The sequence below is a fragment of the Pseudomonas sp. SIMBA_068 genome (genome assembly GCF_046534705.1).
GTDB classification, from domain to species: domain Bacteria; phylum Pseudomonadota; class Gammaproteobacteria; order Pseudomonadales; family Pseudomonadaceae; genus Aquipseudomonas; species Aquipseudomonas putida.
The window spans coordinates 24,181-44,278 of record NZ_JAWRYI010000005.1; the positions used below are offsets into that span (position 1 = coordinate 24,181).

Genomic DNA, 20,098 nt, shown 5'->3' on the forward strand with positions numbered 1-20,098 from the left:
AGGCTCATGCATGCAGTATCGCGACTTGCGCGACTTCATCCGTGGCCTGGAGCAGCGCGGCGAACTCAAGCGCATCCAGGTTCCGATCTCCCCAGTCCTGGAAATGACAGAGGTCTGCGACCGCACCCTGCGTGCGAAAGGCCCGGCATTGCTGTTCGAAAAGCCCACCGGCTTTGACATCCCGGTGCTGGGCAACCTGTTCGGCACGCCAGAGCGCGTGGCCATGGGCATGGGCGCCGAGTCGGTCGATGAACTGCGCGAAATCGGCAAGTTGCTGGCCTTCCTCAAGGAGCCCGAGCCACCCAAGGGCCTGAAGGACGCCTGGTCGAAGCTGCCGATCTTCAAGAAAGTCGTGTCGATGGCACCGAAAGTGGTCAAGGACGCGGTATGCCAGGAAGTGGTGGTCGAGGGTGACGACGTCGACCTCGGCGCACTGCCGATCCAGCACTGCTGGCCAGGCGACGTGGCGCCGCTGATCACCTGGGGCCTTACCGTCACCCGCGGCCCGAACAAGGACCGCCAGAATCTGGGCATCTACCGCCAGCAGGTCATTGGCCGCAACAAGGTCATCATGCGCTGGCTGAGCCACCGTGGGGGCGCCCTCGACTATCGTGAGTGGTGCGAGAAAAACCCCGGCCAGTCGTTCCCGGTTGCCGTGGCCCTGGGTGCTGACCCGGCAACCATCCTCGGTGCCGTGACCCCGGTGCCGGACACCCTCTCCGAATATGCCTTCGCCGGCCTGCTGCGCGGCAATCGCACCGAGCTGGTCAAGTGCCGTGGCAGCAACCTGCAGGTACCGGCCACCGCCGAAATCATTCTGGAAGGCGTGATCCACCCGGGCGAAATGGCCCCGGAAGGCCCGTATGGCGACCATACCGGCTACTACAACGAAGTGGACAGCTTCCCGGTGTTCACCGTCGAGCGCATCACCCACCGGCAGAAGCCGATCTATCACAGCACCTACACCGGCCGCCCGCCAGATGAACCGGCGATTCTCGGTGTGGCGCTGAACGAAGTGTTCGTGCCGATTTTGCAGAAGCAGTTCCCGGAAATCACCGACTTCTACCTGCCGCCGGAAGGCTGCTCGTACCGCATGGCGGTGGTCACCATGAAAAAGCAGTACCCGGGCCACGCCAAGCGCGTGATGCTGGGTGTGTGGTCGTTTCTGCGACAGTTCATGTACACCAAGTTCGTTATTGTCACCGATGACGATATCAACGCCCGTGACTGGAACGATGTGATCTGGGCCATCACCACGCGCATGGACCCCAAGCGTGATACGGTGATGATCGACAACACGCCGATCGACTACCTGGACTTCGCGTCGCCGGTATCGGGGCTGGGGTCGAAGATGGGCCTGGACGCCACGCACAAGTGGCCGGGCGAGACTACACGCGAATGGGGGCGGGTCATTGTCAAGGACGAAGCCGTCACCCGCCGTATCGATGAGCTGTGGGATCAGTTGGGAATAGATTGATGCAGGTAACGTTGCAGCCGTCCGGGGCGGTGCTGGCGCTCGAACCCGGGGAACGGATCCTGGATGGAGCGCGGCGGTTGGGCTATGACTGCCCGAATAGCTGCCGCAATGGCAATTGCCATGTCTGCGCCGCGTTGTTGGTCGAAGGGCGGGTACGCCAGGACGGCGAAGTCCGTGACCATGGCGAGCTGTTCACCTGCATTGCCGAGCCGCTGGAGGACTGTGTGTTGCTCTGGGATGGCGTGCTCGCCCTGGGCGAGCTGCCGGTGCGCAAGCTGGCGTGCAGCGTCACTGAATGCGTCGACGTGGGTGGCGACGTCTGGCGGGTGCGCCTGCGTGCGCCAGCCGGCAAGCCACTGCGTTACCACGCCGGGCAGTACCTGATGATCGAGCGCGAAGGCGGCAAGCCGGCCGCGTTTTCGCTGGCCTCCGCACCCCACGCCGGGCGTGAGCTGGAGCTGCACGTGCTGGCGCGTGAGCCCAGTGCATTGCAACTGATCGAGCAGCTCAAGCGTGACGGCCTGGCACGCATCGAAATGCCGTTTGGCGACACCCACCTGGCCGAGCTGCCCGACGGGCCGCTGGTATTGATTGCCGCCGGCACCGGCATGGGCCAGATGCACAGCCTGCTCGAGCATTGCCGAGCCAACGGTTTCAAGTACCCGGTACACCTGTACTGGGGTGTGCGCCGGCCCGAAGACTTCTACCAGATCGAGCACTGGGACGAATGGCAGCGCCTGCCCAACCTGTTCCTGCACCGGGTCGTCAGTGACCTGTGCGGCTGGGAGGGCCGCTGCGGCATGCTGCATGAGGCGGTCTGCGAGGACATCGCCGACCTCAATACGGTGCATGTGTATGCCAGCGGTTCACCGAACATGATCTACGCCACCCTCGACGCCCTGGTCGAAGCCGGCATGGATGCACACCGCATGCGTGCGGATGTGTTTGCCTACGCGCCACGCGGTTAATAACCGAAGTTGCAAAAAGTGGGTATAAGGCGGTAATTGTTACCGCCTTGGCTAATAACTTTAACCGTTGCCGAAACAGTACTTCCCCAGTCGTCGGAACCGCGCATTAAAGTATTGCCACAGGGCTTGAGTATTCCTGCATTTCTAGCCTATGGTTACTGCAAGCGCCCTTGGTACAAGGCTTGGGGCCGCAGTTTGAGCGAATCTCGCTACATCTGTAGTTCACAGGGATAATGGCGGCAGCTTATGTCGGCAATTGAAAGTATGTCTTGGCAAGTTTCATATCCTCCGGCACTCGACTTTGGTCAGCAACATACTCGCGACCAGTTGTTCAACTCCATGAAGACGACCATGTCTCGGCATCAGGGCGGGCCGGTGTGGCTGTTTGCCTATGGTTCGCTGATCTGGCGCCCGGAGTGCAATTCGGTGGAGCGCCAGCGCGCACGGGTACATGGTTATCACCGCGGCTTGTACCTGTGGTCGCACGAACATCGTGGCACCCCGGAAACCCCCGGCCTGGTGTTTGGCCTGGACCGCGGTGGTTCTTGCAGCGGTTTTGCCTACCGGCTGGATGAGAGCAACCTGGACGACTCGCTGATGGCCTTGTGGCAACGCGAGATGCCGTACCCGGCCTATCGGCCGCATTGGCTCAACTGCCGGCTGGGCGATGGCAGCAAGGTACAGGCCTTGGGCTTTGTGCTGGAGCGGCATTTGCCGTGCTACGCGGGCAACCTGCCGGATACCCTGCTCAGCCAGATCCTGGCCAGTGCCAAGGGGCGTTATGGCACCACGCGCGACTATGTCGAGCAGACCTTGAATGCCTTGCGCAGCCACCAGATGCCCGATCGCAACCTGGAGGCGCGGTTCAGGCGTTGCCATAACCTGCGTGAAGTTTGAGTTTCTGGGGCCGCTGTGCGGCCCCAGAAAAATCAATGCATCAGCACCACCAACTTACCCACAGCCTGCCGCTGCCCCAGTTTCTCGATGGCAGCCCCGGCCTCGGCCAGTGGATAAGTCTGCGACACCAGCGGCTTCAACTTACCTTCGGCATGCCAGGCAAACAGCTGCTTGAAGTTGGCCGCGTTATCCTCGGGCTGGCGCTGTGCAAACGCCCCCCAGAACACCCCCAGCACCGCCGCGCCCTTGAGCAGCACCAGGTTGGCCGCCAGCTGTGGAATGCTGCCGCTGGCAAAACCCACCACCAGCAGCCGGCCATTCCAGGCCAGCCCGCGCACTGCCTGCTCGAACAGCTCGCCCCCCACTGGGTCGTAAATGACGTCCACGCCCTGGCCACCGGTCAGCCGCTTGATTTCTTCGCGCAGGCTGGCCTGGGTGTAGTCGATCAGCTCATCTGCCCCGGCCGCCTTGGCCACGGCCAGTTTCTCGGCACTGCTGGCTGCCGCGATCACCCGCGCGCCCATGGCCTTGCCGATTTCCACCGCCGCCAGACCGACCCCACCGGATGCGCCCAGTACCAGCAGCGTCTCGCCTGCTTGCAGTTGGCCGCGCTGGCGCAGGGCGTGCATCGAGGTGCCATAGGTCATGCCGAAGGCGGCAGCGGTGGTGAAGTCCATGCTGGCCGGGATCGGCAGTACGTTGTAGAAAGGCACCGCCACCTGCTCGGCGAAAGCACCCCAGCCGGTGAGCGCCATGACCCGGTCGCCGACCTTCAGCGCGCCGGCTTTTTCCCCGACTGCGGCCACCACGCCTGCGGCTTCGCCGCCGGGTGAGAACGGCAGCGGTGGCTGGAACTGGTATTTGCCTTCGATGATCAGGGTGTCGGGGAAATTGACACCGGCGGCCTGCACATCCAGCAGGATCTCGTTTTTCCTGGGCTGCGGGCTGGCCACGTCTTCCAGTACCAGATCGCGCGCCGGACCCAGGGTTTTGCACAACACAGCTTTCATCGGGGCTATTCCTTTGCGGGTAGTGGCCGATAAGTGTAGGAGGGCCGCTTGCCGGGTCAACGAGCATGGCCCGCCCTGATGGGCCGGCATAAGCCCGGGCTTGGGTTTGAGCGGCGTGCTGGGTAAGCTGGCGCCAACTGTATTGAGGAGCGAATTCGTGAAAGCGTGGATCTTGATGGTACTGGCGCTGCTGCTGCCGGCTGCGGCCATGGCCGAGGAAGCCAAGGAAGGGGCGCCCAAGGTCGCCTACATCAGCCTGAGCCCGCCCTTTGTCGGCAACTATGCCCTCGACGGCGGCCCGCGGCTGCGCGTGTACAAGGCCGACGTGGCCCTGCGCGTGACCGGTGACGAAGCGGCCAAGGCGGTAAAGCATCACGAACCGCTGATCCGCAACCAGCTGGTAGCACTGTTCACCCAGCAGACCGTGGACAACATGAGCAACGTCGAGGCCAAGGAACACCTTCGCCAGGAGGCTTTGAAGCAGGTGCAGCAGGTGCTGGAAGCGGAAGAAGGCAAGCCGATCGTCGAAGACCTGCTGTTCAACAACCTGATCGTGCAGTGATCAATGTGGGAGCGGGCGGCGCGGTGAATGGCACCGGCTTCGCCGGTGTTCGCGGGCTTGCCCGCTCCCACAGTTGCCGATCATAGATCCTGAGGTGTCAGGACGCCAGGCTACGGCGAAACCGCGCCAGGGCGACGCTGAAAAACACCAGGCCAATCAGCGCCAGCGCCAGGATATCCGGCCATACCACCGCCCAGTCGGCATCCCGGAACAGGATCGCAGTACCCAGGCTGACAAAGTGCGTTGACGGTGACCCCTGCATCACCCATTGCAGCCATTGGGGCATGCTGTCCAGGGGTGTGCTGCCGCCAGACAGCAACAGCATCGGGATGATCACCGGGATTGCCAGCAGGCCGAACTGCGGCGTCGAGCGTGCCAGGGTGGCGAGGAAGATGCCCAGCGCGGTACTGGCGAACAGGTACAGCGCGGTCACGGCCAGAAACAGCCCCATCGAGCCGGACAGCGGCACACCCAGCGCGCCTTTCACGACCACCACCAGCGAAACCCACGTGCAGATCACCACCACCAGCGCGTTGCTGCCGATTTTCGCCAGCATGATTTCCAGTGCGGTGAGCGGCAGAACCAGTAGGTGGTCGAGCGTGCCATGCTCACGCTCGCGCAGCAGCGCGGTGCCGGTGAGGATGATCGCCAGGATGGTGATGTTGTTGACGATCTGGATCACCGCCAGGAACCAGCCCCCCTCAAGGTTGGGGTTGAACAGCGCCTTGGGGTTGATCAGCACCGGGCTTTGCACGTTGCCGCGCTGGCTGTAGTCGAGCAGCTCGCGCTCGAAGATGCGGCCAATGTAGCCGGCGCCCATGAACGCCTGGCTCATGGCCGTGGCGTCGACGTTGACCTGCAGCTCCGGCGAGCGCCCGGCCAGCAGGTCGCTCTGGAAGTTCACCGGTACGTTGATCACGAAGGTGTACTCGCCGCTGTCCATGGCCTGGTCCAGGCGTTCTGCGGGCAGCGGCACGGCTGGCTGGAACTCGGGCGGTTGCAGGGCTTCGCTGAGCTTGCGCGAGAGCAGGCTATGGTCTTCATCCACAACCGCCACGCTGGCGTTGTGTACGCCGATCACCGAGCCGGCTGCCGGCATGTAGATCGCCACGCTGAAGGCATATAGCAGGAACAGCAGCAGGACGCTGTCATGGCGCAGGCTGGTCAGTTCTTTCAGGCCCAGGCGCAGGGTGTGGTTCAGGCGCGACATGTCAGGCCTCCTGCTTCTTCAACATGGCCAGGCTCAGGCCCGTGAAGGCAGCGAAGAAGCCCAGCAGGATCAGGCACTGCGGCCACAGCTCACGCAGCCCCAGCGCCTTGGTGAAGGTGCCGACCGCGATATCGAGGAAGTAGCCCGCCGGGAACAGCTGACCCATCACCGCCGCTGCGCCATCCAGCGACGAGCGTGGCACGATCAGCCCGGAAAACTGGATGGTTGGCAGGCTGGTGATGATCATGGTGCCCAGGATGGCCGAGATCTGGGTGCGGGTGAAGGCCGAGATCAACAGCCCCAGGCTGGTGGTAGCCAGCAGGTAGGCCACGCCACCACAGGCCAGGGCCAGCACGCTGCCCTTGAGCGGCACGGCGAACAGCCAGCGGTTCATGGCCACCAGCAGCGCCAGGTTGACCAGGCTCACGGCCAGGTAAGGCATCTGCTTGCCAAGCAGGAACTCCAGGCGAGTGAGGGGGGTGGCGTAGAAGTTGGTGATGGAGCCGAGCTCTTTCTCGCGGACAATGCCCAGCGCGGTGAGCATGGCGGGGATGAAGGCCAGGATCAGCGCCATCACGCCGGGGCCGATGGCATTCACGCTGACCACGTCCTGGTTGTAACGAAAACGTGTTTCCAGGCGTACCAGCTCCTGACGCGGCTGCGGCTCTGGGCTGGCCTTTGCCAGTTGCTCAAGGTTGGCCTGGTGCACGGCTTCCACGTAGTTGCGGCTGGTTTCTGCGCGGAACGGCATGCCGCCGTCGAGCCAGGCCGCCACCACCGGTTGGCGCCCGGCGTACAGGTCGCGGCCAAAGCCGGGCGGAATCTCCAGCGCCAGTTTGATTTCCGAGCGTTGCAAGCGCTGGTGCATCTCGCGGCTGTCACGAATCGGCGCCTGTTCGGCAAAATAGCGTGAGCCACGGAAGGCCTCAAGGTAGGCCCGGCTTTGCGGGCTCTGGTCCTGGTCGTACACGGCGAAGGCAAGGTTTTCTACATCCAGCGAAATGCCGTAGCCGAAGATCACCATCATGAACAGCGCGCCTGCCAGGGCGAAGGCCAGGCGTACCTTGTCGCGCAGCAGTTCCTTGCCCTCACGGCTGGCCACCGCCAGCAGGCGGCGCAGGCTGAAGCCCTGGCGCAGCGGCGGAGCGGGCGTGGCTGCCTGCTCCAGCACGGCGTTGTCCGTGGCTGGCGGCGCGAGCTCCTGGGCCTGCTCCAGGCAACGCACGAACGCGTCCTCCAAAGTGTCACCGTGGTACTGGCGCTGGAGGGCATCGGGGGTGTCGCAGGCCAGTACCCGCCCGGCATGCATCAACGAGATGCGGTCGCAGCGCTGGGCTTCGTTCATGAAGTGGGTGGAGAGGAAAATGGTCACGCCCTGTTCGCGTGACAATTGCACCAGCAGGCGCCAGAAGTCGTCGCGAGCGGCTGGATCGACGCCGGAGGTCGGTTCATCGAGAATCAACACTTCCGGGCGATGCAGTACCGCCACCGCCAATGACAGGCGCTGGCGCAGGCCAAGGGGCAGGGCGCCGGACGGTTGGTCGGCAATAGCGGCGAGGTCGAAGCGCTCGATCAGCTCATCGATGCGTTGGGCGCTCTCGGCTTTGGGCAAGTCGAACAGGCGGGCATGCAAGGCCAGGTTCTGCCGGGTGCTGAGCTCGCCATACAGCGAGAAACTCTGCGACATGAACCCGACCCGCTTGCGCGTGCCCAGGTCACTGGCGTCCACCGGGCGGCCGAGCAGGCTGGCGCTGCCCTCGCTGGCGGGCATCAGCCCGGTGAGCACTTTCATGGTGGTGGTCTTGCCGCAGCCGTTGGAGCCAAGGAAGCCGAAGATCTCGCCACGGCCAATGGCGAAACTGACCTTGTTCACCGCCGTGAAGTCGCCAAAGCGCAGTGTCAGGTCGTGGGCCTCGATGGCGACCGGGCCATCTGTGGCCGGGCGCGGCGGGATGTGCAAGGGTTGATGCTGCGCCTTGCCCGCACCTTGGTAATGGGTGAAGGCGTCGTCCAGCTTGCCGCTGGGGGTGACTGCGGCCAGTTCGTGGCTTGGCCCTGCGGCCAGCAGTCGGCCGCCATCGAGCATCAGGCAATGCTCGAACTGTTCGGCTTCTTCCATGTAGGCGGTAGCCACCAGCAGGGTCAGTTGCGGGCGCTGTGCGCGAACCTGCTCGACCAGCTCCCAGAAGCGCCGCCGCGACAGCGGGTCGACGCCGGTGGTGGGTTCGTCGAGGATCAGCAGGTCCGGCTCGTGGATCAGCGCGCAGCACAGCCCCAGCTTCTGCTTCATGCCACCTGACAGCTTGCCGGCCGGGCGCTCGGCAAAGCGTTGCAGGTCGGTGGCCTGCAGCAGGTTGGCCATGCGCTGTTCGCACTCGCTGCGGCCCAGGCCGAACAGGGTGGCGAAAAAGCGGATGTTCTCGCTGATCGACAGCTCCGGGTACAGGTTATTGCCCAGCCCCTGCGGCATGAACGCTACTTTCGGGTACAGCGCCGCGCGATGACGGCGCTGGCGGATCGAGCCACCCAGCACCTGCAGCTCGCCCTGTTGCAGGCGTTTGACGCCGGCGATCAACCCCAGCAAGGTCGATTTGCCGGCGCCGTCAGGGCCGATCAGCGCGCAGCGGGTGCCCGCAGGCAGGCTGAAGCCGAGGGTGTGCAGGGCCACCAGGTCGCCGTAGCGGTGGCCGATGCCCTCGGCCAGCAGTGCCGGGGCGTTCATTGCAGGTTGGCCGGCCAGTCCACCTCAGCCGTGCGCACATACCCGGCGCCTGGCATACCCGGTTTGGCCTGCGGCACTGCGCCGGGGTCGGTCAGGCGAAGCTTGACGCGGAACACCAGCTTTTGCCGCTCGTCGCGGGTTTCGACCTGCTTGGGGGTGAACTGGGCCTTGGCTGCGACAAAGGCCACCTTGGCCGGCAAAGCGCGCTCGGGCAGAGCGTCGAGTACGATGCGCGCCTGGTCGCCTACGGTCAGCGTGCCGCTGGTGGAAGCCGGCAGGTACAGGTTCATGTACTGGTCGCTGGGGTCGATCAGCATCAGCACGCGGCCGCCGGCACCCAGCACTTCACCGGGCTCGGCCAGGCGCAGCTGGATAATGCCGTTGATGGGCGCACGCAGGCTGCTGTCGTCGATTTCGCTGGTGAGCTGGGCCACCTGGGCTTCGGCTGCGCCGATGGCGGCTTTGATCGCTGCCAGCTGGGCGCGGGCGGCGACCACGGCGGCGTTGGCGGTGTCAAAGCGTGCCTGTTGCTGGTCGAGCAGTTGCTGGCTGGCGTATTTGCGCTGGAAGATTTCGCGCACGCGCTTGAGGTCCTGGCTGGCTAGCAACAGTTCGCTCTGGCGCAGCTGCACGCTGGCCTGGGCCGCGGCGTAGTTTTCCCGCGCGCGCAGCACTTCGGCTTCGGCCTGGGTGCGCTGGGCTTCCATGGTGCGGGTGTCAATGCGCGCCAGTAGCTGGCCGCGGGTGACTTTGTCGCCTTCGTCGACCAGCACTTCGGCCAGGCGGCCGGGGACCTTGCTGGCGATCTGCACTTCGGTGGCTTCGAGGCGGCCGTTGCCCATGCTCAGGCCTTCGGGCAGCTGGTCGTGGAGCGACTTCCAGTACCCCAGCCCTGCGGCTGCAGCGAGCAGGGCGATCAGCGCGGTGGCGAAGATTCTGGGGGCGTATCGGTTCATCGATCTGCATCCTTGCGGTTTTGCACACCACATCATGTCGCGGGGCCATTCGTGGCGTGTTGATATCGGTCAAACCCTTGACCTTAGCCACTGTTTCAAAGCAACGCGACAATCACCGCCCATTGTTCGGGTGTCACGGGCATCACCGACAGGCGGCTGCCTTTCTGCACCAGCGGCAGCTCGGCCAGCCCGGACTGCTGCTTCAACCTGCCCAGTTCCAGCACCCGTGGCAGGGTTTGCACATGGGCCACATCCACCGCACTCCACGGGTTCTTGTCGGCCGTGGCCTTGGCATCGTAGTAGTGGCTTTGGGGGTCCAGCGCGGTGGGGTCGGGGTACGCCGCGCGGGTGACTCTGGCAATACCGGCGATGCCCGGTTGCGGGCAGCTGGAGTGATAGAAGAAGAATTCGTCACCCACATTCATGGCCCGCAGGAAATTACGCGCCTGATAGTTGCGCACGCCGTCCCAGCGCGCTTCGCCAAGGCGGCCGAGGCCCTCGATGGAGAGTTCGTCGGGCTCGGATTTCATCAGCCAGTAGGCCATGGATGCTGCTCCTGAAAAGGTTTGAAATAACCTGTTGCACGAAACCGACAGCCGGTTGGCGTCAAGGTTTGCGTGCGGACGCAGGTTGTCGGAAAATGCGCCCCGTTTAAAGCGCGATGCGCTGGCGATACCCAGAAAATCGCCAAGCACTGAACAGTTTGCCTGGGGGGCAATCTTCAATGAATCAACGCAAAAAGCCGGATCTGCTGTGGATCCTGGTGTTCATTTTTGGCCTGGGTGTGGTCACTACCGGTTATGCGCAGGGTTTGTGGGAGCGCAAGCTGGACAGCGCCTACCAGATGCCGGTCGACGCCAGCCAGCCACAACGTTGATGCCCCCGCTGGCGCCGCTCAACGCGGTGCCAGGTACCAGCCACGGTCCGAGACCGTCCCCTGCAGTGGTACATCCCAGCTGGCCTGCGCCAGCCGCTCGACTTTCTGGCATTCGTGCGCCAGCCCCAGCAGCAATGGTTTTTTCCAGGTTTGCCGACGCGCCTGGTAGGCCAGGCTGCGATCATAAAAGCCGCCGCCCATTCCCAGACGCCCGCCCACTTCGTCAAAACCGACCAGCGGTAGCAGGACCAGGTCCAGCGCCCAGACCGGTCGCTGCCGCTTGCGGTCGGTCACCGGCTCGGGAATACGGAAGCGGTTGGGCTTGAGCTTTTCGCCCTGCTCGAACCGCTGGAATACCATGCGCGTGCGCGGCCAGGCGTGCAGCACCGGCAGGTAGGTACGCTTGCCCCGACGCTGGGCTTCGCGCAGCAGCAGGCAAGGGTCGATTTCGCCGTCGTTGGGCAGGTACAAGGCAATGTGGCGGGCGCGGCGGAACAATGGGTGTTGCGCCAGCTGGCGGTACAGGCCGAGGGTGGCCTTGCGTTGCTGGGCAGGGGTAAGGGCGCGGCGGGCATTGCGAAGCAGGCGACGGAGCTGGGGGCGGGTAAGCGGCGCGGTGTCGGTCATGGCACGGGCGATCCCAGATGTACTGGCCGGCACTGGACGGTCGGCCAAAACGAATTGCCCGCCTGAAGGGCGGGCAAAAAAATTCAGGCTCCCCGATCAGACCGCTGTCGGTGTAGCCCTTGAACCCGAAAGTTCAAGGTGGAGATTGCAGGGGGCGTTAAGGCTTTCCGTCGGGCGGACATGCACACCGGCCCCAGCGTGCAACCCCCGTGGTTGTGCGTATCGGCTCAGGGACATAACCGACTGGCGCATCCACCAGGGAGTGGCGCCAGTATACCAATCTCAGCCGATTTTGGTATCCGTGTCGTCGGACAAAGCCTTGTCTACCCGATCCAGCAGGTCACGCACCTGTTCGCGGTTGGCGCCGCTGGCCGGGGCTTCGGCGCGGTCTTCCTGGCGATGCAGCATTTCGTGGGTAATGTTCAATGCCGCCATGACCGCGATGCGGTCGGCGCCAATCACCTTGCCGCTGCTGCGGATCTCGCGCATCTTGCCGTCCAGGTAGCGCGCGGCGCTGACCAGGTTGTTGCGCTCTTCCGGCGGGCAGATGATCGAGTATTCCTTGTCGAGAATCTGCACGGTGACGCTATTGCTTGAACTCATGAGTCTTGCTCCAGAGCCTTGAGGCGTAAGATCATCGACTCGACCTTGCGCTTGGCGATCTCGTTCTTTTCGATGAGGTGGGCGCGCTCTTCGCGCCAGGATTTTTCCTGAGCTACTAGGAGTGCATTTTGCCGTTTTAGTTGCTCGACGCGTTCGATCAGCAACTCGAATCGGCTCATCAGTGCCTGAAGGTCGTTCTCTTGCGTGGGTTGCACTCGATTCGCTCCGTCGTTGAGTCACCTGGCGATGATGCCTCTCCCTGGGCGGCGACGGCCAGTGCCGATGGTCTTGGCGCGCCTGCCGGTGCTAGGATACAAGGTCTCCATTCTAGTCATTGCGCCGTCTGGCGCCTAGCTGCCCATGCCCAATACCCAATCGCCTTACATCGCCTTCGCCATGCTGCTCTCGAGCAATGGTCATCCTGTCACCCCGGCCGAACTGCACGGCCTGCTGGTCGGCCGCAGCTGCGCCGGCGCCGGCTTCGACGCCGATGCCTGGCTGGCCGATGCCGCCCAGCTGCTGGAAAACGAGCCCGGTGACACCGTGCGCAACGCCCTGATCGGCCTGCAGGAAATGGTCAAGGGCGAGCTGACCAGCGACGACATGGCCATCGTCCTGTTGCTGCCTTCCGACGACGCCGCCCTGAGCGACCGCGCCACCGCGCTGGGCCAGTGGTGCCAAGGCTTCATTACCGGTTTCGGCCTGAATGCCGGCGGCAAGGACTTGTCTGACGAAGCCAAGGATGTGCTGCAGGACCTGGTGGCCATTTCCCAGGTACAGGAAGCCCTCGAAGAGTCCGAGGACGGCGAGAGCGACTACATGGAAGTCATGGAGTACCTGCGCGTGGCGCCTCTGCTGCTGTTCTCCGAGCTGGCCAAGCCGGCCGCACCCGCGCCCAAGCCATCGCTGCACTGATCAACCGGGGGTAGTCTGCCCATGAGCCACATTCCCAAGGGCGAGTATGCCCGTCGGCGCAAGGCGCTGATGGCGCAGATGGTCCCCAACAGCATCGCCATCCTGCCCGCCGCCGCTGTTGCCATCCGCAACCGCGACGTCGAGCACGTGTATCGACAGGACAGCGACTTCCAGTACCTCAGCGGCTTTCCGGAGCCTGAGGCGGTCATTGCGCTGATCCCGGGGCGTGAACATGGCGAGTACGTACTGTTTTGCCGTGAGCGCAACCCGGAGCGCGAACTGTGGGACGGGCTACGGGCCGGCCAGGAAGGCGCGGTGCGCGATTTCGGCGCCGACGATGCCTTCCCCATCACCGACATCGACGAGATCCTGCCGGGCCTGATCGAAGGCCGCGAGCGGGTGTACAGCGCCATGGGCAGCAACCCCGAGTTCGACCGGCGGCTGATGGACTGGATCAACGTGATCCGCTCCAAGGCCCGCCTGGGCGCGCAGCCGCCGAACGAGTTCGTTGCGCTGGATCATCTGCTGCACGACATGCGCCTGTATAAATCGGCAGCGGAAGTGAAGGTGATGCGTGCCGCCGCAGCCATCTCGGCGCGGGCACATGTGCGGGCCATGCAGGCCTGCCGGGCCGGGCTGCACGAATACAGCCTGGAAGCCGAACTGGATTACGAGTTCCGCAAGGGCGGCGCGAAGATGCCGGCCTACGGCTCGATTGTCGCGGCCGGGCGCAATGGCTGCATCCTGCACTATCAGCAGAATGACGCCCCGCTCAAGGATGGCGACCTGGTGCTGATCGACGCCGGTTGCGAAATCGACTGCTACGCCAGCGACATCACCCGCACCTTCCCGGTCAGCGGGCGCTTCTCGCCCGAGCAGAAGGCCATCTACGAGCTGGTGCTCAAGGCCCAGGCCGCGGCGTTTGCCGAAATCGCCCCGGGCAAGCACTGGAACCACGCCCACGAGGCGACCGTGAAGGTCATCACCGAAGGCCTGGTCGAGCTTGGCCTGCTTTCGGGCGAGGTGCAGGCGCTGATCGACAGCGAGGCCTATCGCGCCTTCTACATGCACCGTGCCGGGCATTGGCTGGGCATGGATGTGCACGACGTGGGCGAGTACAAAGTGGGCGGTGAGTGGCGGGTGCTGGAGCCCGGCATGGCGCTGACCGTCGAGCCGGGCATCTACATAGGCGCCGACAATCAGGCCGTGGCCAAGAAATGGCGCGGCATTGGCGTAAGGATCGAGGACGACGTGGTGGTGACCAGGCAAGGTTGTGAAATCCTGACTTCGGGCGTGCCGCGCACGGTTGCCGAGATCGAGACGCTGATGCAGGCCGCCCGCAAGGACGCGGCATGAACCGCGTGAACCTGGCGATCATTGGCGGTGGCCTAGTGGGCGCAAGCCTGGCCTTGACCCTGCAGGCCGGGGCCAAGGCGCGCGGCTGGAAGATCTTGCTGATCGAGCCGTTCGCCCCTGGCGACAGCTTCCAGCCCAGCTACGATGCGCGCTCTTCGGCGTTGTCGTTCGGCACCCAGCAGATCTACCAGCAGCACGGCCTGTGGCAGGCTATCGGCCGCCGTGCCGAGCCGATTCGGCAAATTCACGTTTCCGACCGTGGCCGTTTCGGGGCCACCCGCCTGGATGCCCTGGAAGAAGGCGTACCGGCGCTGGGCTACGTGGTGGAAAACGCCTGGCTTGGCCAGTGCCTGTGGCAAGGGCTGGACAGCGACGTGGTGAGCTGGCGATGCCCGGCGGAAGTGACCTCGATGGAGGCGATCGAAGGCGGTTACCGCCTGGGGTTGAATGACGACACCCAGCTGGAATGCGACCTGGCGGTACTGGCCGACGGTGGCCGTTCCGGCCTGCGCGAGCAGTTGGGGATTCACGTGCGTCACACGCCCTACCAACAGAGCGCGTTGATTGCCAACATCACCCCGGGTGAAGCCCACGGCGGCCAGGCGTTCGAGCGCTTCACCGAAGAAGGCCCCATGGCCCTGCTGCCGTTGCCGGAAAACCGCTGTGCGCTGGTGTGGACCCGCCAGGGCATGGATGCGCGGCGCCTGGCCGACATCGATGAGCGCAGCTTCCTGCGCGAGCTGCAAGGCGTGTTTGGCTATCGCCTGGGCGCGTTGCGCCAGGTCGGCGCCCGGCACCTTTATCCCCTGTCACTGATCGAGGCCCAGGAACAGGTGCGGCCGCACCTGGTGGTACTGGGCAATGCCGCGCACAGCCTGCACCCCATTGCCGGCCAGGGCTTCAACCTGTCGCTGCGTGATGTGCAGGCGCTGGCGGACGCGTTGCTGGCCGGGCCGCAGCAGCCCGGTGACCTGGCCACGCTGCAGGCTTACGCCCAGCGCCAGCGCCTGGACCAAGCGATGACCATCGGCTTTTCCGACCAGGTCACCCGCCTGTTCGGCAGCAACCAGCCGTTGCTGGCCGCCGGGCGCAACCTTGGCCTGCTCGGGCTCGACCTGCTGCCGCCGGCCAAAAGCTGGTTCGCCCGCCAGGCCATGGGCCTGGGCACCCGCCCCGATCCGCGGGGGCAGGCATGAGCAACCCGCGTAAACTGGCACGTCGTGCGCGCATGTTGCGCTGGATGCTGAACCTCTACCCGCCGTACCTGGGGGCGGGCATCCGCGTGCAGTCCATCAGCCCCGACCTGCGCAGCGTCAAGGTGGCGATGAAGCTGACCCGCTGGAACCGCAACTATGTCGGTACCCAGTTTGGCGGCAGCCTGTATTCGATGGTCGATCCTTTCTACATGCTGCTGCTGATCGAGCAGTTGGGCCGCGACTACATCGTCTGGGACAAGGCCGCCAGCATCGATTTCATCTCGCCGGGCAAAGGCCCGGTGTATGCCGAGTTCCACGTCGATGACGCGCTGCTGGACGACATCCGCCAGCAGACCGCCACCGGCAAGAAGTGCCTGCCGCGATTGCAGGTCGATATCCGCGATGGCGCCGGCGAGCTGGTGGCGCGGGTCGATAAAACCCTATACGTGCGGCTCAAGCCGCAAGCGAGGCTGGCGTAAGGCATGGAAATGCGCGCAGATCTGTTGATTGTCGGTGCCGGTATGGTTGGCAGCGCACTGGCCCTGGCGTTGCGCCACAGTGGCTTGCAAATCCTCTTGCTCGATGGCGGCCCGCTAACGGTCAAGCCCTTCGACGCCCAGGCGCCCTTCGAACCGCGTGTCAGCGCGCTGTCGGCGGCCAGCCAGCGCATCCTCGAGCGCCTCGGCGCGTGGGACGGCATCGCCCAGCGGCGTGCTACGCCGTATTCCGACATGCATGTGTGGGATGGCAGCGGCACCGGGCAGATTCACTTCTCGGCCGCCAGCGTGCATGCCCAGGTGCTTGGCCATATCGTCGAGAACCGGGTGGTGCAGGATGGCCTGCTGGAGCGCCTGCACGACAGCGACATCGGCCTGCTGCCCAATGCGCGGCTGGAGCAGTTGCGTCGCTCGGGGGACGAGTGGTTGCTGACCTTGGCTGATGGCCGTCAACTGCGTGCTCCACTGGTGATCGCCGCCGACGGTGCCAATTCGGCGGTACGGCGCCTGGCCGGTTGCGAAACCCGCGAATGGGATTACCTGCACCATGCCATCGTCACTAGCGTGCGCTGCAGTGCCGGGCACCAGGGCACGGCCTGGCAGCGCTTCACCGATGAGGGGCCGTTGGCGTTTCTGCCGTTGACCCGCGATGGCCAGCAGGATTGGTGCTCGATTGTGTGGTCGACCACCCCGGAGCATGCCGAGCAGTTGATGGCACTGGATGAAGCCGCCTTCCTGCAGGCCCTGGAGCGGGCCTTCGAGGGGCGCCTGGGTGACGTGCTGCAGGCCGACCCGCGGGTGTGCGTGCCGCTGCGCCAGCGCCACGCCAAGCGCTATGTGGACGAGGGCCTGGCCTTGATCGGCGATGCTGCGCACACCATCCACCCGCTGGCGGGGCAGGGCGTCAACCTGGGCTTCCTCGATGCTGCGGTGCTGGCCGAAGTGCTGGTCAATGCCTGCGAGCGCGGTGAGCGGCTGGCAGGTGTGAAGGTGTTGAGCCGTTACGAGCGGCGGCGCATGCCGCACAACCTGGCGCTGATGGCGGCAATGGAGGGCTTTGAGCGGTTGTTCCAGGCCAACCCGCTGCCGTTGCGCTGGTTGCGTAACAGCGGGTTGAAACTGGTGGAGCAGATGCCGGAGGCCAAGGCGCTGTTTGTGCGCCAGGCGCTGGGTTTGAGTGGTGATCTGCCGGATCTGGCCAAAGCCTGAAGGCTGTGCGCGATGCTTTGTAGGAGCAGCCTTGTGCTGCGAAGAGGCCAGTGAAACCAGCCAGTTTTGCTCGGTTGGCTGCCGGCCCTTTCGCAGCGCAAGGCTGCTCCTACAATGGGCGGTGCAAGCTCTGCAACATCCGGTAACTGCTAGGTAGATGAGCCAGAAAATGGGATTCACTACCATTCGCACCTCTCATACGATCCGAGGAGTGCTTCCCATGTTGCCACGCAAGCCCCTACTGGCCGCCCTGGCCCTGACCCTGTTCGGCGGCACTGCCCAAGCGGCGGACGAAGTGGTGGTGTACTCCTCGCGCATCGACGAGCTGATCAAGCCGGTGTTCGATGCCTATACCGCCAAGACCGGGGTCAAGATCAAGTTCATCACCGACAAGGAAGCCCCGCTGATGCAACGCATCAAGGCCGAGGGCGACAACGGCGTGGCCGACCTGCTGTTGACCGTCGATGCCGGCAACCTGTGGCAAGCCGAGCAGATGGGCATCCTGCAGCCGATCAAGTCCGACATCATCGACAACAACATTCCGCCGCAGTACCGCGCCTCGTCCCATGACTGGACCGGCCTTAGCCTGCGCGCCCGCACCATCATCTACTCCACCGAGCGGGTCAAACCCGAGGAGTTGAGCACCTACGAAGCCTTGGCCGACAAACAGTGGGAAGGCCGCCTGTGCCTGCGCACGGCCAAGAAGGTGTACAACCAGTCGCTCACCGCGACGCTGATCGAGACCCATGGCGAGGCGAAGACCGAGCAGATCGTCAAAGGCTGGGTCAACAACCTGTCCACCGACGTGTTCTCCGACGACAACGCGGTGATCCAGGCCATCGAGGCCGGCCAGTGCGACGTGGGCGTGGTCAACACTTACTACTACGGCCGCCTGCACAAGCAGAACCCGAACCTGCCGGTGAAGATCTTCTGGCCCAACCAGGGAGACCGTGGCGTGCACGTCAACCTGTCGGGTATTGGCCTGACCAAGCACGCGCCACACCCGGAAGCGGCGAAAAAGCTGGTGGAATGGATGACGGGCGAAGAAGCGCAGAAGCTGTTCGCCGACATCAACCAGGAGTTCCCGGCCAACCCGAAGGTGAAGCCTTCCGAGGAAGTGGCGGCGTGGGGCAGCTTCAAGGCTGACAGCATTCCGGTGGAAATTGCCGGCAAGCGCCAGGCCGAAGCCATCCGCTTGATGGATCGCGCTGGCTACAACTAAGCGCCAGGCCGTATCCTTCCGGGGCCTGCAAGGGCCTCTTCGCGGGCATGCCCGCTCCCATAGGTTTTGCACTGCCTTTGAGGGTTGTGCGGCCCCTTGTGGGAGCGGGCATGCCCGCGAACGACCGCAAAGCGGTCGCACATCAGCCACAGAGACATAGAACTTGCCCCACACCCCCCAACGCCGCTGGTACCTCCCGGTCTCCCTGATCGCCGCCCTGGTGCTGCTGCCCCTGAGCGTCCTGCTGCTGTCCTGGCAGTCGATCGATACGCAGATCTGGTCGCACCTGCTCGACACCCAGATGAGCCGCCTGTTGGGCAATACCCTGACGCTTGTGGTGGGCGTAGGTATCGGCGTCACCGTGCTAGGCGTGAGCCTCGCCTGGCTCACCAGCCTCTGCGAGTTCCCAGGCCGGCGCTGGCTGGACTGGGCGCTGATGCTGCCGTTCGCCATCCCTGCCTATGTGCTGGCGTTTGTCTTCGTCGGCCTGCTGGACTTCGCCGGCCCGGTGCAAAGCGCCCTGCGTGAGGTGTTCGGGCCGATGCGCCTGCCGCGGGTGCGCTCCACCGGCGGGGTGATCATCGTGCTGGTGCTGGTGTTCTACCCCTACGTCTACCTGCTGGCGCGCACGGCCTTCCTGGCCCAGGGCAAAGGCCTGATGGAAGCGGCGCGCGTACTCGGGCTATCGCCCTTGCAAGCGTTCTGGCGCGTGGCCCTGCCCATGGCGCGGCCGGCGATCGGTGCCGGCATTGCCCTGGCCTTGATGGAAACCCTGGCCGACTTCGGCGCGGTGGCCGTGTTCAATTTCGACACCTTCACCACCGCCATCTACAAGACCTGGTACGGCTTCTTCAGCCTGTCCAGCGCCGCCCAGCTGGCCAGCCTGTTGCTGCTGGCGGTGATGCTGGTGCTGTACGGCGAGCGCCGTGCCCGGGGTGCCAGCCGCAGCGGCAACGAGCGACCGCGGGTGCAGGCGTTGTACCACCTGCGTGGGGTGAAGGCGTTGCTGGCCAGTGGCTGGTGCCTGCTGGTGTTTGCTTGCGCCTTCGTCATCCCGCTGCTGCAGCTGCTGGCGTGGTTCTGGCAACGCGGCCGGCATGACCTGGACGAGCGCTATGTCGGTCTGGTGTTGCACACCTTGTACCTGGGCAGCATGGCGGCACTGGTCACGGTGAGCGTGGCGCTGTTGCTGGCCTTTGCCCGGCGGCAGGCGCCGACGGGGGGTATCCGCGCCGGGGTCGGCCTGGCCAATCTGGGCTATGCCTTGCCCGGCTCGGTGCTGGCAGTGTCGATCATGCTGGCCTTCAGTTACCTCGATAACCACTTGGTCATCCCGCTGTCCAGCTGGTTGGGCGGGGCAGGCAAGCCGCTGCTGCTGGGCAGCCTTGCGGCCTTGCTGTTGGCCTATCTGGTGCGTTTCATCGCCGTGGCCTACGGGCCGCTGGAAAGCAGCCTGGAGCGTATCCGCCCGTCACTGCCCGAGGCTTCCCGTAGCCTGGGCGTGAGTGGGCCAAGATTATTTTTCAAGGTGTATCTGCCGCTTCTGGTGCCCGGTGCCCTCAGCGCCGCCCTGCTGGTGTTCGTCGATGTGCTCAAGGAGATGCCGGCCACCTTGCTGATGCGACCGTTCGGCTGGGACACCTTGGCGGTACGGGTGTTCGAGATGACCAGCGAGGGCGAATGGGCACGTGCCTCGCTGCCCGCATTGACGCTGGTGCTGGTGGGTTTGCTGCCGGTCATCGGCCTGATCCGCCGTTCGGCACATCGACCCGGTTACAGTCACTGAGGGTGCCA

Annotated in this window: 20 protein-coding genes and 1 other RNA gene; 12 read left to right on the forward strand and 9 right to left on the reverse strand. The window is 64.6% G+C overall.

The window, feature by feature from the left end; translation table 11 throughout:
* Nucleotides 1–10: 10 nt before the first annotated feature.
* The 3 genes from ubiD (at nucleotide 11) to SB756_RS13635 (ending at nucleotide 3,342) form a co-directional block, all read left to right on the forward strand.
* Nucleotides 11–1,477 (forward strand): 4-hydroxy-3-polyprenylbenzoate decarboxylase, encoded by a 1,467-nt coding sequence (gene ubiD / locus SB756_RS13625; protein WP_410910974.1) that lies wholly within the window; start codon nucleotides 11–13, stop codon nucleotides 1,475–1,477.
* Entirely contained in the window at nucleotides 1,477–2,445 is a 969-nt protein-coding gene (locus SB756_RS13630; RefSeq protein WP_410910975.1) for a CDP-6-deoxy-delta-3,4-glucoseen reductase, read from the forward strand. The genes ubiD and SB756_RS13630 overlap by 1 nt, the downstream gene beginning before the upstream one ends.
* A 246-nt stretch (nucleotides 2,446–2,691) precedes the next feature.
* Nucleotides 2,692–3,342: a gamma-glutamylcyclotransferase gene (locus SB756_RS13635; RefSeq protein ID WP_341797079.1), complete on the forward strand. Its 651-nt coding sequence runs from the start codon at nucleotides 2,692–2,694 to the stop codon at nucleotides 3,340–3,342.
* A gap of 32 nt (nucleotides 3,343–3,374) precedes the next feature.
* On the opposite strand, the gene SB756_RS13640 is transcribed toward SB756_RS13635, so the two are convergent.
* On the reverse strand, nucleotides 3,375–4,352 hold the full coding sequence (locus SB756_RS13640) for an NADPH:quinone oxidoreductase family protein (RefSeq protein ID WP_063424115.1): 978 nt from the start codon (nucleotides 4,350–4,352) through the stop codon (nucleotides 3,375–3,377).
* A 157-nt stretch (nucleotides 4,353–4,509) separates the two neighbouring features.
* Here SB756_RS13640 and SB756_RS13645 point away from each other — a divergent pair, with 157 nt between their 5' ends.
* Nucleotides 4,510–4,914 carry a flagellar basal body-associated protein FliL gene (locus SB756_RS13645; protein WP_016489751.1) on the forward strand — a complete coding sequence of 135 codons (405 nt, stop codon included), beginning with the start codon at nucleotides 4,510–4,512 and terminating at the stop codon, nucleotides 4,912–4,914.
* 97 nt (nucleotides 4,915–5,011) lie between these two features.
* Here SB756_RS13645 and SB756_RS13650 read toward each other — a convergent pair whose 3' ends face one another.
* The 4 genes from SB756_RS13650 to SB756_RS13665 all read right to left on the reverse strand — a co-directional run bounded on the left by SB756_RS13650 (nucleotide 5,012) and on the right by SB756_RS13665 (nucleotide 10,347).
* Entirely contained in the window at nucleotides 5,012–6,124 is a 1,113-nt protein-coding gene (locus SB756_RS13650; protein ID WP_341797078.1) for an ABC transporter permease, read from the reverse strand.
* Nucleotide 6,125: 1 nt separating this feature from the next.
* Complete coding sequence (gene rbbA, locus SB756_RS13655) at nucleotides 6,126–8,846, reverse strand: ribosome-associated ATPase/putative transporter RbbA (protein ID WP_410910976.1); 2,721 nt, start codon at nucleotides 8,844–8,846, stop codon at nucleotides 6,126–6,128.
* On the reverse strand, nucleotides 8,843–9,802 hold the full coding sequence (locus SB756_RS13660; RefSeq protein ID WP_341797076.1) for an HlyD family secretion protein: 960 nt from the start codon (nucleotides 9,800–9,802) through the stop codon (nucleotides 8,843–8,845). Before SB756_RS13660 ends, rbbA begins: the two co-directional genes overlap by 4 nt.
* A gap of 95 nt (nucleotides 9,803–9,897) precedes the next feature.
* Entirely contained in the window at nucleotides 9,898–10,347 is a 450-nt protein-coding gene (locus tag SB756_RS13665) for an EVE domain-containing protein (RefSeq protein ID WP_341797075.1), read from the reverse strand.
* 179 nt (nucleotides 10,348–10,526) lie between these two features.
* Between SB756_RS13665 and SB756_RS13670 the strand changes: the two genes are divergently transcribed.
* Nucleotides 10,527–10,679 carry a hypothetical protein gene (locus SB756_RS13670; RefSeq protein ID WP_016489747.1) on the forward strand — a complete coding sequence of 51 codons (153 nt, stop codon included), beginning with the start codon at nucleotides 10,527–10,529 and terminating at the stop codon, nucleotides 10,677–10,679.
* Between the two features lie 18 nt (nucleotides 10,680–10,697).
* Here the strand turns inward: SB756_RS13670 and SB756_RS13675 are convergent, their stop codons facing one another.
* The 4 genes from SB756_RS13675 to SB756_RS13690 all read right to left on the reverse strand — a co-directional run bounded on the left by SB756_RS13675 (nucleotide 10,698) and on the right by SB756_RS13690 (nucleotide 12,088).
* Nucleotides 10,698–11,306: a 5-formyltetrahydrofolate cyclo-ligase gene (locus tag SB756_RS13675; RefSeq protein ID WP_341797074.1), complete on the reverse strand. Its 609-nt coding sequence runs from the start codon at nucleotides 11,304–11,306 to the stop codon at nucleotides 10,698–10,700.
* Nucleotides 11,307–11,391: 85 nt separating this feature from the next.
* Nucleotides 11,392–11,571, reverse strand: a non-coding RNA gene (gene ssrS, locus SB756_RS13680) — 6S RNA.
* 17 nt (nucleotides 11,572–11,588) lie between these two features.
* Nucleotides 11,589–11,909 carry a cell division protein ZapA gene (locus SB756_RS13685; RefSeq protein WP_049278290.1) on the reverse strand — a complete coding sequence of 107 codons (321 nt, stop codon included), beginning with the start codon at nucleotides 11,907–11,909 and terminating at the stop codon, nucleotides 11,589–11,591.
* The gene (locus SB756_RS13690; protein ID WP_029886233.1) at nucleotides 11,906–12,088 is read right to left on the reverse strand and encodes a TIGR02449 family protein; all 183 of its coding nucleotides are present in this window, start codon (nucleotides 12,086–12,088) and stop codon (nucleotides 11,906–11,908) included. The genes SB756_RS13685 and SB756_RS13690 overlap by 4 nt, the downstream gene beginning before the upstream one ends.
* A 181-nt stretch (nucleotides 12,089–12,269) precedes the next feature.
* On the opposite strand from SB756_RS13690, the gene SB756_RS13695 reads away from it, so the two are divergent.
* The 7 genes from SB756_RS13695 (at nucleotide 12,270) to SB756_RS13725 (ending at nucleotide 20,090) form a co-directional block, all read left to right on the forward strand.
* Nucleotides 12,270–12,824: a YecA family protein gene (locus SB756_RS13695; protein WP_016502163.1), complete on the forward strand. Its 555-nt coding sequence runs from the start codon at nucleotides 12,270–12,272 to the stop codon at nucleotides 12,822–12,824.
* A 21-nt stretch (nucleotides 12,825–12,845) separates the two neighbouring features.
* A complete protein-coding gene (gene pepP, locus SB756_RS13700) occupies nucleotides 12,846–14,180 on the forward strand; it encodes a Xaa-Pro aminopeptidase (protein ID WP_341797073.1) in 1,335 nt (444 codons plus the stop codon).
* Nucleotides 14,177–15,376 carry a 2-octaprenyl-6-methoxyphenyl hydroxylase gene (gene ubiH, locus SB756_RS13705; RefSeq protein WP_410910977.1) on the forward strand — a complete coding sequence of 400 codons (1,200 nt, stop codon included), beginning with the start codon at nucleotides 14,177–14,179 and terminating at the stop codon, nucleotides 15,374–15,376. Before pepP ends, ubiH begins: the two co-directional genes overlap by 4 nt.
* Nucleotides 15,373–15,855, forward strand: coding sequence for a DUF4442 domain-containing protein (locus SB756_RS13710; protein ID WP_016489741.1), 483 nt, complete (start codon nucleotides 15,373–15,375; stop codon nucleotides 15,853–15,855). Before ubiH ends, SB756_RS13710 begins: the two co-directional genes overlap by 4 nt.
* Before the next feature lie 9 nt (nucleotides 15,856–15,864).
* Nucleotides 15,865–17,082 (forward strand): 2-octaprenyl-3-methyl-6-methoxy-1,4-benzoquinol hydroxylase, encoded by a 1,218-nt coding sequence (locus SB756_RS13715; protein ID WP_410910978.1) that lies wholly within the window; start codon nucleotides 15,865–15,867, stop codon nucleotides 17,080–17,082.
* Between the two features lie 220 nt (nucleotides 17,083–17,302).
* Nucleotides 17,303–18,304, forward strand: a complete 1,002-nt coding sequence (locus SB756_RS13720; protein ID WP_341797071.1) for an extracellular solute-binding protein — start codon at nucleotides 17,303–17,305, stop codon at nucleotides 18,302–18,304.
* 163 nt (nucleotides 18,305–18,467) lie between these two features.
* Nucleotides 18,468–20,090, forward strand: a complete 1,623-nt coding sequence (locus SB756_RS13725) for an ABC transporter permease (RefSeq protein WP_410910979.1) — start codon at nucleotides 18,468–18,470, stop codon at nucleotides 20,088–20,090.
* The last annotated feature ends 8 nt before the right edge of the window (nucleotides 20,091–20,098 follow it).

Bases quoted from the DNA above. Each gene is read 5' to 3' on its own strand.
- SB756_RS13675 (WP_341797074.1), bottom strand. From the start codon at position 11,306: ATGACCGACACCGCGCCGCTTACCCGCCCCCAGCTCCGTCGCCTGCTT.
- ubiD (WP_410910974.1), top strand. From the start codon at position 11: ATGCAGTATCGCGACTTGCGCGACTTCATCCGTGGCCTGGAGCAGCGC.
- SB756_RS13670 (WP_016489747.1), top strand. From the start codon at position 10,527: ATGAATCAACGCAAAAAGCCGGATCTGCTGTGGATCCTGGTGTTCATT.
- SB756_RS13660 (WP_341797076.1), bottom strand. From the start codon at position 9,802: ATGAACCGATACGCCCCCAGAATCTTCGCCACCGCGCTGATCGCCCTG.
- SB756_RS13630 (WP_410910975.1), top strand. From the start codon at position 1,477: ATGCAGGTAACGTTGCAGCCGTCCGGGGCGGTGCTGGCGCTCGAACCC.
- SB756_RS13695 (WP_016502163.1), top strand. From the start codon at position 12,270: ATGCCCAATACCCAATCGCCTTACATCGCCTTCGCCATGCTGCTCTCG.
- SB756_RS13640 (WP_063424115.1), bottom strand. From the start codon at position 4,352: ATGAAAGCTGTGTTGTGCAAAACCCTGGGTCCGGCGCGCGATCTGGTA.
- SB756_RS13710 (WP_016489741.1), top strand. From the start codon at position 15,373: ATGAGCAACCCGCGTAAACTGGCACGTCGTGCGCGCATGTTGCGCTGG.
- SB756_RS13635 (WP_341797079.1), top strand. From the start codon at position 2,692: ATGTCGGCAATTGAAAGTATGTCTTGGCAAGTTTCATATCCTCCGGCA.
- SB756_RS13720 (WP_341797071.1), top strand. From the start codon at position 17,303: ATGTTGCCACGCAAGCCCCTACTGGCCGCCCTGGCCCTGACCCTGTTC.
- SB756_RS13685 (WP_049278290.1), bottom strand. From the start codon at position 11,909: ATGAGTTCAAGCAATAGCGTCACCGTGCAGATTCTCGACAAGGAATAC.
- pepP (WP_341797073.1), top strand. From the start codon at position 12,846: ATGAGCCACATTCCCAAGGGCGAGTATGCCCGTCGGCGCAAGGCGCTG.
- SB756_RS13650 (WP_341797078.1), bottom strand. From the start codon at position 6,124: ATGTCGCGCCTGAACCACACCCTGCGCCTGGGCCTGAAAGAACTGACC.
- ubiH (WP_410910977.1), top strand. From the start codon at position 14,177: ATGAACCGCGTGAACCTGGCGATCATTGGCGGTGGCCTAGTGGGCGCA.
- SB756_RS13690 (WP_029886233.1), bottom strand. From the start codon at position 12,088: ATGAGCCGATTCGAGTTGCTGATCGAACGCGTCGAGCAACTAAAACGG.
- SB756_RS13715 (WP_410910978.1), top strand. From the start codon at position 15,865: ATGCGCGCAGATCTGTTGATTGTCGGTGCCGGTATGGTTGGCAGCGCA.
- SB756_RS13665 (WP_341797075.1), bottom strand. From the start codon at position 10,347: ATGGCCTACTGGCTGATGAAATCCGAGCCCGACGAACTCTCCATCGAG.
- rbbA (WP_410910976.1), bottom strand. From the start codon at position 8,846: ATGAACGCCCCGGCACTGCTGGCCGAGGGCATCGGCCACCGCTACGGC.